Here is a 13,843-nt window from a genome sequence, read left to right as displayed (position 1 = left end):
TCGCCGCTTCAGCCATAGGTCAATCGTATTGCGACTAATTTGGAACACCTGTGCGGCTTCACTTTTCTTCATGCCGTCTAACTCGATCGCTTGGATCACCTTCTGACGCAGGTCATAACTATAGGGGTTTGCCATGAGCAGCTTGAATAACTTCAGGACAACAGGTGATCTCTACTCTACGTCCTAACTATCTTGGCGGTTGCTATACATCTGAGTTCATCTGTGTTTGAAAATTAAAAGTTCGGTATTTTTGTAAGAAGCCTATTGTTCATTTTTAATCTTTCTTGAAATTAGGCAATACTCTAATCAAACGCCCGCTACATACAAAAACGGTAGAGAAACTATTGCTTCTCTACCGTATAACACTAAAAATTAAAAATGAATCATGACAAATTCATTTTTAATTTTTAATCTTTAACTTTCAGCCGCTTGGGGAAGCAATTCTCGCTTCTGACCTTGCAGCACTTTCACTTCCTTCGTGGTTTCATCGACATCCACAATTGCCGTGTCTCCATCTGAGACGCGACCGCTGAGGATTTCTTCAGCCAAGCTATCTTCTAACAGGCGCATGATGGCGCGACGCAGCGGACGGGCACCATAGCTGGGGTTGTATCCTTCTTCCACCAGACGATCCTTGAAGCGTTCCGTGACTTCTAAGATAATTCCCTGTTCGCTCAACCGTCCGATCACCTCTTTGAGCATGATGTCGGCGATTTCCTTCACCTCGTCCTTCGTCAATTGGCGGAAGACGATGATCTCGTCGAGACGGTTCAAGAACTCTGGGCGGAAGTATTGCTTCAGTTCTTCGTTCACCAGCGACCGAATGCGGGTGTATTGTGCCTCTGCTTCGTTCTCTTGGGTATCGAAGAAGCCAAGCCCTGTTCCACCTTTCTCAATCACCTTAGAACCGATGTTGGAGGTAAGAATCAACAGCGTGTTCTTGAAGTCTACCGTGCGTCCCTTGGCATCGGTCAGGCGACCGTCTTCCAAGATTTGCAGCAGCATATTGAATACATCCGGGTGGGCTTTTTCGATTTCGTCGAATAGCACCACGGTGTAAGGACGACGACGCACTGCTTCGGTGAGCTGACCGCCTTCGTTGTAACCGACATAGCCTGGAGGCGAACCAATCAGTTTGGAAACCGTGTGGCGCTCCATGTATTCGGACATATCTAAGCGAATCATCGCTTCTTCCGAACCGAAGAAGTATGTAGCCAAAGACTTTGCGAGTTCCGTCTTACCTACACCCGTTGGCCCTGAGAAGACAAAGCTGGCAATTGGTCGGTTGGGGTTCTTTAAGCCGACCCGTGCCCGACGAATGGCTCTGGAAACTGCTTTGACGGCTTCTTCTTGACCGATCAGCCGATTATGCAGCGTGTCTTCCATGTGCAGCAGCTTCTCGGATTCGGATTCGGTGAGCTTGTTCACCGGCACTCCAGTCCAAGAGGCGACAATGTGGGCAATGTCTTCCTCGGTAACGACGGGGGAAACATCATCGCGTTTGTCGGATTCGGTCTTTTTGCTTTGAGCGATCGCGCGAATTTCGGCTTTGATTTCCATTTCGCGATCGCGCAATTCTCCTGCCCGGTCGAAGTCTTGACTCCGGACTGCGTCATCCTTATCCTTGAGAACCTGACGCAGTTCTTTATCCAATTCCTTCGCTGCGGGGGGCAACTGAGAGTTGAGCAGGCGCACGCGGCTTCCGGCTTCATCAATCAGGTCAATCGCTTTATCCGGCAAGTAGCGGTCGGAAATATAACGATCTGAAAGCTTGGCAGCAGCTTCTACGGCTGTATCGGAGATTTTCAGTTTGTGGTGTTGCTCGTAGCGTTCGCGCAACCCGTACAAAATCTCAATGGTTTCGGCAACCGTCGGCTCACCGACCATCACCGGCTGGAATCTACGCTCTAGGGCGGCATCCCGTTCGATGTGCTTGCGGTACTCATCTAGCGTGGTTGCGCCGATGCACTGCAATTCCCCTCTCGCCAAGGCGGGTTTCAGGATGTTTGCCGCGTCGATGGCACCTTCTGCGGCACCTGCACCAATCAGGGTGTGAACTTCGTCGATTACTAGGATGACATTCCCCGCTGAGCGGATTTCATCCATAATTTTTTTCAAGCGCTCTTCAAATTCACCCCGGTATTTGGTGCCCGCTACCAGCAAGCCAATATCTAGTGTGACTACGCGCTTTTCTTCCAGGATGTCGGGTACATCGTTGTTTGCGATGCGACTCGCCAACCCTTCCGCGATCGCTGTCTTACCAACTCCGGGTTCCCCAATCAGCACTGGGTTGTTCTTCGTGCGGCGTCCCAGGATTTGGATGACCCGTTCGATTTCTTTCGCCCGACCGACGACTGGATCGAGTTTGCCTTCTGATGCCATCTGGGTCAGGTTAGAGCCAAACTCATCTAATGTCGGGGTCTTGGTGCGTCCGCTACTTTGCCCCGCAGAGACTTCTGCCGTCTCTCCCAGCATTCTAATCACTTGCGTCCGCACTTTCGTGAGGTCAACCCCTAGGTTTTCCAACACTCTGGCAGCAACCCCTTCTCCTTCTCGGATCAGACCCAGTAGCAGGTGTTCCGTCCCGATGTAGTTATGCCCTAGTTGGCGAGCTTCTTCTAGAGATAACTCCAGGACGCGCTTGGCTCTGGGGGTGAACGGAATTTCTACCGCCACAAAGCCAGAACCACGACCGATAATTTTTTCCACCTCAATCCGAGCATCCTTGAGGTTGACGCCCATAGATTTCAGGACTTTGGCGGCGACGCCGGTTCCTTCTCCAATTAGACCCAGGAGGATCTGCTCCGTACCGACGAAGTTGTGTCCCAGGCGACGAGCTTCTTCCTGGGCCAGCATGATTACCTTAATGGCTTTTTCTGTGAAGCGTTCAAACATGGCGGATTTCGTTTCCCCTGCTGCGTGCCTGTAATGGTGATTCTAGCATAGGGTTTTTATCCGGCTGTCACATTGAAGATAGATGAAATCTATCCCGCAAGATTTTTCTGACTTTGTTGGTAGAACTCAGCGATCGCTAGTCTCTCGCTACTATCTAAAGTTAGAAAATTGACGGGGCAAAAAAGTGAGTAAATTGACACATTGGCAAAAAACGCCAGTTGAACCACCATGTCCCCTACAACCTTATAACCGAACCTTATAACCGTCAACCTTCTATCCTTTAACTTCATCGGCTTCCAAGAACTGCCGATGAGAGTAACGGAAGCGATCGCCAATTGAGGAATGCCAGTCGCTTAAGGTTTGCGGAAATTCGGGTGCTTGAAGACCGCTACGCCACAAAATCAAAGCATCTTCGCCCGTATCTTTGTAATAGCGCCGACGCCTACCAACTTCCTGAAACCCAAATTTCTCGTAGAGAGACTGGGCAGGTCGATTCGATGCTCTCACCTCCAGCGTTGCCCACTCCAACCGGCGCTTCCAGGCTTTTTTGAGCAAGGCATAAAGCAGTGCCTGCCCCAAGCCCTGACCCCGATAGTTGGGATGCACTCCCAAAATCGTAATGTGCGCCTCCTCTAAGATTGCCCAGAGACATCCGATGCCCACGAGCGATCGCTCTAGAGGCGGATCTCCTTCCGGACTCAATGCAGTCGGGGCGGCGTTTTCCCCCACGTACTGAGTGGATTGACCGATTACCTCTCGTTCCTTGCCGCTAAATTCTTCTATAACTAGCAAGTCACTATTGGGACTTGCTAACTCTCGCTTGTAACCGTCTAGAGTCCAGAGTTGACCAAAACACAGTTGGTCTAGTTCCACTACCGCCAAGAGCTGCTCTGCTGTCAGCGGCTGAAGTTGCAAAAAATTCACAGTTTTCAATTGTAGACTGAAAAACAAGACGCATTCACGCCTGTTAAGCATCCAAGGACAACTATTAGATCATGTTATCGACTCAACCAGTCGGGGTTCAAAATTCTGGACGGCAATATTTACCGCTTACCCCTACAACCTGTACAGACGCAAATCATCACGTCAGTGTAGATCGCTCACCCAATCAGGAACTTTTGCCCCTGACATCTGGGGTTAACAGCCGCGACTGCCTGGAAATTGGTGGTTGTGACGTCACGAAACTCGTGCAGCAATTTGGTTCGCCCCTTTATATTTTGGACGAAGAAACGCTGCGGACAGCTTGTCGTCAATATCGGGATGGTTTAAGCCGCTATTATGGCGGTGAATCTCAGGTACTGTATGCTTCTAAAGCCTGGAGTTGTCTAGCCGTTTGCGCGATCGCTGCGAGTGAAGGCTTGGGGATCGATGTCGTCTCTGGCGGCGAACTCTACACGGCGCTGCAAGCTGGCGTCAGTCCCGACAAAATTTATTTTCACGGCAATAACAAATCCCGTGAAGAACTGACTCTAGCGGTTGAAACCGGCTGCACGGTTGTAGTAGACAACTGGTTAGAGCTACGCACCCTCGCGGCTTTGGAATCGGGACAAACGCCTAAGGAATCAGAGGTTAACCCCTCTAATCATCCAAAATCCAAAATCCGGATCATGCTGCGGTTCACCCCTGGCATTGAATGTCACACTCACGAATACATCCGCACCGGACACCTCGATAGCAAATTTGGCTTCGATCCTAACCAATTAGAGGAAGTCTTTGCTTTTATCAGCCAGCAGTCAACTTTAGATTGTATCGGGTTGCACGCCCATATCGGTTCCCAAATCTTTGAGCGCCAACCCCATCACGATCTCGCAGGGGTTTTGGTGGAGTGGTTTAAAAAAGCAGCCACCAATGGATTGCCCGTCAAAGAGTTAAATGTCGGGGGTGGCTTGGGAATTCGTTACACCGAATCAGACGATCCTCCCAGTATTGATGAGTGGGTCAAAACTGTCAGCGATGCCATTACCGCAGCCTGCCAATCTCAACAAATCCCCTTACCTAAATTATTGTGCGAACCAGGGCGATCGCTCATTGGGACTGCCTGCGTCACCGCCTACACCGTAGGCTCATCAAAAGTCGTTCCCGACATCCGCACCTACCTATCCGTTGATGGCGGAATGTCTGACAATCCCCGTCCCATCACCTACCAATCCCTGTATCGAGCCGTTGTTGCCAACCGGATGTCGGCACCCTTGACAGAAACTGTCACCCTTGCCGGTAAACACTGCGAATCTGGAGACATTCTGATCAAAGAAGCATCGCTACCGAAAACTGAGCCGGGAGATATTCTCGTCGTCATGGGCACAGGTGCCTACAATTACAGCATGGCTTCTAATTACAATCGCCTGTCTCGTCCAGCAGCGGTTTTAGTAGGTCGAGGAGAAGCTAATCTGATTTTGCAGAGGGAAACCTACCAGGATGTAATTCGGCAGGATCGTCTACCTGAGCGATTAGTAGTTAGTTAGATTGGGAATTTTTTTGCACCAATGCGGTCAACTAAAATCCCTGCCGCTTAGTCTCTTCTTAATCAAAGGAGGGAGGCTTTTCTCCCCTTTCGTCAAGGAGAGGGCAGGGGAATACATATACATAGCCCTCATGCTCTTTGACATGAGGGCTATGTAGGGGCGCACAGCTCACGCAAACGCTCTTACCATGTGTGTTGAACGCAATGGAAAACCGCTATATACGCTATATAGTCGATTGATGCAAGATGTCAGTCATCGGAAAATCCTACGACTCACTACCTAATTCGCTAGTACCCAAGGGGGCGCTTCAGCTAAAATCGAGCTTTAAGGGAAAAAGAAAGTAAAAAATAGAAACAGTAATTAGCTATTAACTGTTTAGCTGGGACGTAACCACAGGTACACTAGATTTAGACTCTAAACTGTTAATTCAAGCCAATAGCTAACTGCTCTCCTTGCTTTTTACATTCTTGCCTTCTGCCTTTAAACTCGCCCGTATCCAGCAAACTTCAGCAAATCTGATAAGGTTCAATGAATTTGGGTCCCGGTCAAGACCCTCCCGGAACTTCGACCTTGTTGCTTCAAAGCATTGATATTGTTTTAGTTCTCATCCTCACGTATCTGGTGCTACTCTTTATCGGGGAGCGTCGCACATTGTGGATGGTACGGGGTTTGATTGTCTTAATGCTAGCCTCAGCCGTGAGTAATCGCCTGGGGCTGGTACTGTTGAGTTTTGTCCTGGAAAAGTTGGTAGTTGGCTCGGCTGTGGCGATGGCTGTCATTTTCCAGTCAGAATTTCGTCGGTTTCTGGAACAATTGGGCAGGGGAGAACTGATGCAGTTGCTGCAACCCTCCCGACGAGCGATTCCCAAGGCAGATAGTGTTATTGATGAAATTGTGGATGCGGTCAAAGAATTGTCCCAAAACCGCACGGGTGCTTTGATCGTACTGGAAACGACCGGGCCAATTGATGAGCGGGATTTTTCCGTTCAAGGCGTCAAATTAAATGCTGAGGTTTCTAAGGAAATCCTACAAACTATCTTTCAAACATCTACGCTCCTGCACGACGGCGCAATATTCATTAGTGGCTCCCGCATTGTTGCCGCTGGGGTGATTTTGCCCCTTTCTGAGCGGACGGCATCGCGGCAACTGGGGACGCGGCACCGGGCAGCAATGGGAATTACGGAGCGGGTCGAAAATTGCCTATGTATCGTTGTATCTGAAGAAACCGGCTCTATTTCTTTAGCGGAGAGGGGGGGACTGAATCGCCCCCTAACCAGCAGTAAACTGAAAGAACTCTTAGAGACGCGATTCTCCACGTCAAGCGAAGAGAGGGCCGTCGCCCCCGGTCTACGCAGTTTGGGACGTCAGATTAGCGATCGGGGAAAGGCACTGGTTTCGCGTTTGCTTCGTCTTCCACCACCGGGTTCTCGTGACAAGAAATGACTTCAAAATCAACTGTCTTACAAAATTTGCCTGCTGACCTCGATCGAGACCGCCTGCCCAAACATGTGGCAGTAATCATGGATGGAAATGGTCGATGGGCCAAACGCCAAGGGCTACCTCGAATTATGGGTCATCGGCGGGGGGTCTATGCGCTGAAGGATTTACTGCGCTGCTGTAAGGATTGGGGAATTCCAGCGCTGACTGCTTATGCGTTTTCTACGGAAAATTGGAAACGACCGCTGGAAGAGGTTGATTTTTTAATGACCTTGTTTGAGGGGGTGTTGCGGCAGGAACTCCGGGAAATGGTGCAGGAGAATGTGCGAATCAACTTTATGGGAAATTTAGCCGATTTACCGCGAAGTCTCCAGGTAGAAATTGAGCGGTCAATGGCTGAAACTCAGCACAATGCCAGCATTCAGTTTACTGTGGCAACTAATTATGGGGGACGCCAGGAAATTCTGCAAGCTTGTCGAGCAATCGCGACTCAGGTGCAGGAAGGTGTTTTACAGCCTGATGAAATTGATGAAGCTTTGTTTTCACGCCACCTCTATACTGCCAAAGTTGGCGATCCTGACCTACTGATTCGCACCAGCGGGGAAATGCGCCTCTCGAACTTCCTGCTCTGGCAATTAGCTTATGCGGAACTCTATATCACAGAGACGCTGTGGCCTGATTTTGACCGGGCGGAGTTTCACCGGGCTTTGTGTGCCTATCAACAGCGCGATCGCCGTTTCGGCAAAGTATGAAGATTGGCAAAGTATCAGTAAATTTGTAGAGACGCGAGCGCTCGCGTCTCTATTTTGACTGATTTCTGGAATTTAAGATTCAAAACTCAAAACTCTTTCTAAGGGCCTGCAAAGACGGCGTCCTCTACATCTTGGCGAGTCAGAGAATATTTGAAGGAGCGCAGGATATCTCGTCCGCCTTCACCCGCTTCTAGATAGCGCACGGTTAGCTCCTCCACATCTAGAGACAGCTCTGCTTTCCAAAAAGGTCTAGCAATGTGCCAACAGTGCAGCTGAGTTCGGTCTTGTTGACATCCCATCTTTTTGAGCCACTGTTCAATATCAGGTAAGGGATGGTTATAGAGGGGTGTATCAGCAGTGGGAAGAGTCATAGGTCGTTTTAATTCGGTTAGGGGCGGATTGTCCCAAATTATCTGTCATCCGGCAAGTAGATTGAATTAACTCGCTTGTTTTGAGGGATGAGTGGGGCAAGGCGCGACCCAGATGCCACAGGTTTAAATAGATGATGAGGATGAACAGGAAGATGAGGAGTCGCCTGCTGCTCGACTGGTTGCAGGGTTTCTAGCCCGGAAACCTGGAAGGCGGCTTCTCCTCGCGTTAAGCCAATGGCGATCGCTAACAATAGGCAACCCACAAAGGTTAAACCCATGATGAATAGGACAAAAATCTCTCCTGGAGAGAGGGGGCGATCGGTTGGGTCTAAGTAGGCTGAAGAAGAATATGCCTTTTTGGGTTGGGACGGAGAATTCAAGTTTGGCGGTGCTTGAATTACACTAATGCGGGAATAGCCAATTTTTAGGTCATAAGCCAGTCGTCGTTGTGGATTGCTAAGGGTGGAATAGGCTTCATTGAGCTGCTGGAACTTAGCGGTTGCTATGTTAGCAGGCAATTCTGTGGTATCGGGATGGTAGTGTTTGCTTAATTCTCGATATGCCCGTCGAATTTCGATCGGGGACGCCGAAGGGTGCAGCCCTAGCAAGGCGTAATGACTGGTCGCCAAGGTTGTTTGATACGGCATCCGGCGACCTTCATTATTCGGATTTTCCCTATTTTGAGTCACCGCAGCTTCACTCTGCTTGGGTTAAGAGTGCGTTTCAATTATTCTAAGCGATCGCATAGGACGCCCCACATTATCTCGCCGCATCGAATGCTGGGGCTATTGCGTTCAATGCTTGCCGTCGCAGGGTATAGAGGGAGATGGGGAAAGGATGCGATCGCCCTTCTCCTGTGGTGCGGTAGGTGCTAATCAGTGTTTAAATGGTTGCTATTTATCCGATGAAGGACGCGCAGGGCATCCACAAGATGGTCGCCCCAATGAACAATAAAATGGAATTTCCAATGCCAGATTGCATAGTTAACGTGACCTCGCTCGAAAGCAACAAAACCTTCTTTGATATCTCGATATATATCCCTTAAATCGTCCCTTAAATCGCCTACAACAGCCTCATCTTCCTCTAACGGATTAAAAACTTCCCAATAAAAGTTGTATTGACCCAGCTTGCTTTGAATTCCTTGATAAACTTTAGGTACACCTTCGGTGATTTTAAAATTTTCTATTATTTCTTGTTCATCAGGAATAATATTAATCAACTCCATAACCGCTGCGTAAAGTTTTGCAAGTATTTTAGATATTTGCTTAATAAACTGATGTGGCTCTATAGCTTCTTGTTGATCAATTAAAGCGCAAAATTCTGTTACAATTTCGACAAAATTATTAATTATTTTTTGCCTGGTAATATAGTTATAATTCACGAGCGTGATTTCTCTATAAAATTAGTAGCGATCGCTCTCTTTTGATAAACTACTCCACAAATTGCTGCTAAAAGCAACCATCCCAAGGTATTCACCCGTAAATCAAATATACTGACATCTACACTGTTAAATAGGGTACAGGCACCAAAAGCAACTAAATAACTGAATAGAATTAATTTATTTTGTAGGGACGCGATTAATTGCGTCTCTCGTAATAATAGGACAGCTTGAACCATCACCCAGCCAACTAAACCACAGAAGAAAATGGTTGCGGGGATGCCAGTTTCAGCAGTTAGCATTAACAGCAAACTGTGGGGATGCCCCAGCCAAACTTTCATCTGTGTCTCGTAGAGTGGGGTAAAGTTCCTTAAACCCCAGCCAGTCCAGGGACGTTGCTGAGTCATCGACCAAGCAAACTGCCACTGAGTTGTCCGTAACAACGCCACGGGTCGATCTGGATACATTTGGTCGGTGAGTCGCGCCCAAAAGTAATAGGGGACAATCGTGCGAAGCCATTCGCGCACAGGTGAAGGGCCAAAAGCTGCCCAGAGGATGCTAGTAGCGATCGCCCCCACTCCGGCGATTAGCCAACGCCAACCTTGGTAGAAGGCAAAGGCAAGGCAGCTAAGAACGACAATCGCCCAAGCATTGCGGGAATTCGTCAAAATCAGTGCAGCAGCATTTCCAATTACCGCTACACTCAGAAACCCAATTCGCCAGGTAAACGGAAAGGGAAAAATATATTTTGTTTTAGCTTTTGCTTCCGCCCTTTGTTCTAGCGTGGCGGTGCGTAAGCGGCGAGATTGGGGCGATCGCTTTTTGCTTTCTTCAATCCACAATCCCAGTGCCAGAATAAACACAATTTGCAGATAGGCTGCCAAAATGTTGGCATACATAAACACCGAAGCCATCCGCCCGATGGGATTGCCTTTGGGTTGTAGCGCCCAACCTACAATACCTTCCAATAGCGCTGGGCTAGCCCAACCCAAGAATATCTGTCCGAAGCCGAGAATGACCACGGGTACAGAAGGCACCACCAAAATCCAAGCTAACCGTCGCAGTTGTGCTGGTGTCTGAATGAGTTCGCTATAGGCAGCAAAAAAGATGAAAAAGGGGAGGAAATTAAACAATCCCAGCAAGGCTTCTAAAGGAAAAGGGGCGAAGCTAGCTGAAATAATTACCCAGGTGCAAAAAATAGCAAATCCGCGATTGAGAGGGCGTCGGATAATTGTGGGATATTTTTTTCTCCAGGTGCCGACTAATCCGATAAATATTCCAATAGCACCCAGAATAGGAATCAAGGGAAAAAACAGAAACCCCAGTTGAGCATAGTGCCAAGATGCTTGCAAGCTGGGGTCGGGATGCCGACTTAAAAATGGGAAATTAAAAATTAAAAACGGGGATTTCTTCATTTTTAATTTTTAACTTTTGACTTTTAACTCCTAAGCAGGTTCCCAGCATTCGGCACGAGTTAGGCGAATTTGCGCTAAGGCAACGATGATAGGGATAATCCGACCGTAATTAGTCGCGATCGCTCTCCAGCCCAAATCGGCAAAAAACCACGCCCACATCGCGGGTCCCACCAATGCAAATACACTGCGGATGGCACCATAACGGGCGGCACTCATTGCCATCCCCCGCTTAGCGGTTTGTAGCACCATATAATTTTGGAACTGTGCAGCAGCCGCAGCACTGCCTTGGATAACCGTTTCTTTGGCGACTTGATAGCTAGCAAAATGAATCGCAAACTGACGGGCAAGTTGTTGTAGCAGCAGCGGCTGGACAATGGAACTGACGGCAAGGGCACTGCCTCCCTTGACGAGTAAAGCCATCGGGTCGTGTTGCAACTGTAATGGCAGGGGTTCGGAGAGTTGAGACTTTGCTAGCGATCGCTGTACTCTGGCAGTTAACGCTTTCTGTTCGTGTCGAGGCATTTGTTTCCACGCCCGACCCATCAGATTGAGAAATACTTCTGCTTCTAAATCGGTCGTTGAAAGTTTTGCAGAATAGGGAATTTTTAGATATCGACAAACTTGGATCAAAATTTGTCGATAAGTGACTTCACCCGTGCGTCCTCGCAAAACTGTCACTCCATCCGCCGCTAAAAAGCGAAATCTCTGCTCGATCGCATCCAACCAATCTTCGTGATCTTGGCTTTGAATGTCGATCGGGTCAGGTGTCTGAACGTAATCTAAGGGGTTAAATTTGCGGCGAAATAGAATATCTGTCAGTTGCTGTAACTCTTCTTCTGTGGCTAATTCCAGCGCGGCTCTCAGCTCGTCCAACTTCAATTCCTCCCAGACCCCAGATTCGGTGCTGTCCCTTATTCTACTTCTATATACTTGAAGACTGAGGGTTATCCGTAGTGTTTGATGTCGCCGTAATTGGTGCAGGTATCGCGGGACTGACCGTTGCTCAACAGTTGCACCAAGCTGGATATAAAGTGGTCGTCGTTGACAAATCTCGTGGCGTTGGGGGAAGGGTGGCAACGCGCCGATTGCAGGGGACTTGTGCCGATCATGGCTTGCGTTATTTAGAACCCCAAGGGCAGTTAACTGAGAAGTTTATTGATGTTTTGCGGGTGAAGCAAAGCGATTTTGAAGGAAAGCCGGGGATTGTTCAAGCCTGGACGAATCCTGTTTGCCGGGAACCAGCAAAGCCGAATTTATCCTCGATCCGTCCCCGTTATGTGGCACCAATGGGGATGAATGCGATCGCTAAATTCCTCGCTACAGGTTTAGAAATGCGGCTGAATCAACGGGTTCAGGAAATTACCGCAACTGATGAGAAAACTTGGCATTTCACTTTTGAGCAGAAAGCCGACCCATTAATTGCTAAAGCTGTTGTCGTGGCAATTCCAGCGCCTCAAGCTTTGATGCTACTGGAACCCTTAGCCAAAACCATACCAACTCAATTTCTAGATAGTTTACGCGCTGTGGAGTTTGACCCCTGTCTCAGTGTCATGGCGTGTTATCCAGCTTCTCGAGAGCAAGATTTAAGTAATGCAGAGACGGGAAATTTCCCGTTACACCTAGATGTTACACACGACTCTGACTTAGCGTGGATTGGTTTAGACAGCAGCAAACGCCCCAATCCCCAGATACCAGTCTTTGTTTTGCACAGCACCGCTGAATTTGCCAAACATTACCTAGACGCCGAAGATTTAAACCCAGTTGCACGCCAGATGTTATCCCGTGCTGCACAGTTACTTGTTCCGTGGCTAGATTCTCCCGAATGGTTTCAAATCCATCGCTGGCGCTATGCTTTTCCCAGTCGTCCTTTGCATCAAGATTGCCTGGACGCTGGGACACCGTTGCCTCTAATTTGTTGTGGCGATTGGTGTGAGGGAAACTTGGTAGAAGGGGCGATGAATTCTGGATTAGCTGCTGCTATCAAGATTAATCAACAGATGGAAATGCGAAGCTTGCCGGGAGAAAGTTTTTTAGAAGCCCTCCAGCAAATATCCGGTAGGAGCGATCGCTAAGGAGTTAATTTAAACCGATGGAAGATTTGATCCAAGTGGTTGATTACGATACCAATTGGCCTATCCAATTTGAGCAGGAAAAACTCCAGATTCTCCACGCCCTCGGTAATGCCGTCTTGGACATCCACCATATTGGCAGTACCTCAGTGCCAGGATTAGCAGCTAAACCAATCATTGATATTCTCGTAGGCTTGGAGGAGTTACCACCCAGCGTCGATCAGATTACATCTGTCGAAACACTCGGCTATCTCTACCAAGGTGAGTTGGGTGTTCCAGGACGGCACTTCTTTCGCAAAGGGATGCCCCGCACTCACCATCTCCATCTGGTGAAACGAGGAAATCAGGTTTGGGAAAACCAGCTGATCTTCCGCGATTTTCTCAGGGCGCACCCAGAGAAGGCGAAGCAATACGACGCTTTGAAGCGCGAGTTAGCGGTACAATTCCGGCTAGATCGAGAGGGCTACGTCCAGGCAAAGGCTCCTTTAATTGAGCAGCTACTCTCAAATGCTAGGGCATGGCGGCAAATTATCTAAGATAAGCAGCGATCGCTACCCGGAGAAAGTTTTTTAGCAGCGATTTCTTAGCATTGCCCGATTTAACGTTACACAGCCAAATACAACTCTGTTGCGGCAAAAGAGCAAACCGCGCAAAGTTGCGATCGCTGCTTGTCTGCCATTAGCTGCTAGTGATTTTCAAGGCGAGAGCGTTCATCAAACACCAGTATTTACAAACCGTTTCATAACATTTGGGGGATGGAAATTGCCATCAACCCTAGACCCTGTATGAATAAATCCGATTCTTGGCAGCCTTAGATAGTGTGACCTCTGTCTCCCCCAATGTAAAGAAAACTTTACATTCTGTAATGTTTTGTTATATGTTTTAAGACAGGAGACAAAGATTCGTAACCCAGAAATTTCTGGATTAATAGTTTTAACGAATCTAAATAATAGACCTCTTGCGTGAATCAGGCAGATTGGGAACGGAGCAGTTCAATATTAACGATCGCGGCAATGAGGTTGAAACGGAATCCAAATCGCCGACGACGATTGCGGTATTGTTCT

At 48.4% G+C, this 13,843-nt stretch carries 13 protein-coding genes and 1 pseudogene; 5 read left to right on the top strand and 9 right to left on the bottom strand.

Going from position 1 to position 13,843, the window contains the following annotated elements; all coding sequences use genetic code 11:
• From NDI34_RS25520 to rimI, 3 genes are all read right to left on the bottom strand, one after another.
• On the bottom strand, positions 1-135 hold a 135-nt coding region (locus NDI34_RS25520; RefSeq protein WP_348232470.1), incomplete at its 3' end, for an IS630 transposase-related protein.
• Positions 136-414: 279 nt separating this feature from the next.
• Positions 415-2,895 (bottom strand): ATP-dependent Clp protease ATP-binding subunit, encoded by a 2,481-nt coding sequence (locus NDI34_RS25515; protein ID WP_190438830.1) that lies wholly within the window; start codon positions 2,893-2,895, stop codon positions 415-417.
• 273 nt (positions 2,896-3,168) lie between these two features.
• Positions 3,169-3,819, bottom strand: coding sequence for a ribosomal protein S18-alanine N-acetyltransferase (rimI, locus tag NDI34_RS25510; protein WP_190426405.1), 651 nt, complete (start codon positions 3,817-3,819; stop codon positions 3,169-3,171).
• 71 nt (positions 3,820-3,890) lie between these two features.
• Between rimI and lysA the strand changes: the two genes are divergently transcribed.
• The 3 genes from lysA to NDI34_RS25495 all read left to right on the top strand — a co-directional run bounded on the left by lysA (position 3,891) and on the right by NDI34_RS25495 (position 7,546).
• Positions 3,891-5,357 carry a diaminopimelate decarboxylase gene (gene lysA, locus NDI34_RS25505; protein WP_348234213.1) on the top strand — a complete coding sequence of 489 codons (1,467 nt, stop codon included), beginning with the start codon at positions 3,891-3,893 and terminating at the stop codon, positions 5,355-5,357.
• A 528-nt stretch (positions 5,358-5,885) separates the two neighbouring features.
• Entirely contained in the window at positions 5,886-6,800 is a 915-nt protein-coding gene (cdaA, locus tag NDI34_RS25500; RefSeq protein WP_190412044.1) for a diadenylate cyclase CdaA, read from the top strand.
• Positions 6,797-7,546, top strand: a complete 750-nt coding sequence (locus NDI34_RS25495) for an isoprenyl transferase (protein WP_348234212.1) — start codon at positions 6,797-6,799, stop codon at positions 7,544-7,546. The genes cdaA and NDI34_RS25495 overlap by 4 nt, the downstream gene beginning before the upstream one ends.
• 98 nt (positions 7,547-7,644) lie before the next feature.
• Here NDI34_RS25495 and NDI34_RS25490 read toward each other — a convergent pair whose 3' ends face one another.
• From NDI34_RS25490 to NDI34_RS25470, 5 genes are all read right to left on the bottom strand, one after another.
• Positions 7,645-7,917 carry a DUF3143 domain-containing protein gene (locus tag NDI34_RS25490; protein WP_190412046.1) on the bottom strand — a complete coding sequence of 91 codons (273 nt, stop codon included), beginning with the start codon at positions 7,915-7,917 and terminating at the stop codon, positions 7,645-7,647.
• A gap of 38 nt (positions 7,918-7,955) precedes the next feature.
• Positions 7,956-8,564 (bottom strand): J domain-containing protein, encoded by a 609-nt coding sequence (locus tag NDI34_RS25485; RefSeq protein WP_348234214.1) that lies wholly within the window; start codon positions 8,562-8,564, stop codon positions 7,956-7,958.
• A 224-nt stretch (positions 8,565-8,788) separates the two neighbouring features.
• Entirely contained in the window at positions 8,789-9,298 is a 510-nt protein-coding gene (locus NDI34_RS25480) for a DUF5063 domain-containing protein (protein WP_348234211.1), read from the bottom strand.
• On the bottom strand, positions 9,295-10,710 hold the full coding sequence (locus tag NDI34_RS25475; protein ID WP_348234210.1) for an O-antigen ligase family protein: 1,416 nt from the start codon (positions 10,708-10,710) through the stop codon (positions 9,295-9,297). Before NDI34_RS25475 ends, NDI34_RS25480 begins: the two co-directional genes overlap by 4 nt.
• A 30-nt stretch (positions 10,711-10,740) precedes the next feature.
• Complete coding sequence (locus NDI34_RS25470; RefSeq protein ID WP_190531840.1) at positions 10,741-11,583, bottom strand: YaaW family protein; 843 nt, start codon at positions 11,581-11,583, stop codon at positions 10,741-10,743.
• A gap of 80 nt (positions 11,584-11,663) precedes the next feature.
• On the opposite strand from NDI34_RS25470, the gene NDI34_RS25465 reads away from it, so the two are divergent.
• Both NDI34_RS25465 and NDI34_RS25460 read left to right on the top strand, forming a co-directional pair.
• Positions 11,664-12,782: an FAD-dependent oxidoreductase gene (locus tag NDI34_RS25465; protein WP_348234209.1), complete on the top strand. Its 1,119-nt coding sequence runs from the start codon at positions 11,664-11,666 to the stop codon at positions 12,780-12,782.
• A gap of 17 nt (positions 12,783-12,799) precedes the next feature.
• Complete coding sequence (locus NDI34_RS25460) at positions 12,800-13,315, top strand: GrpB family protein (RefSeq protein ID WP_348234208.1); 516 nt, start codon at positions 12,800-12,802, stop codon at positions 13,313-13,315.
• A gap of 431 nt (positions 13,316-13,746) precedes the next feature.
• Here the strand turns inward: NDI34_RS25460 and NDI34_RS25455 are convergent.
• Positions 13,747-13,843, bottom strand: a pseudogene (locus NDI34_RS25455) (IS5/IS1182 family transposase); the annotation flags it as partial.

The organism is Trichocoleus sp. DQ-U1, from assembly GCF_039961925.1.
Classification (GTDB): Bacteria; Cyanobacteriota; Cyanobacteriia; order Cyanobacteriales; family FACHB-T130; genus FACHB-T130.
The sequence above is the reverse complement of the archived record's forward strand: the minus strand, read 5'-3'. Positions and strand labels throughout refer to the sequence as shown.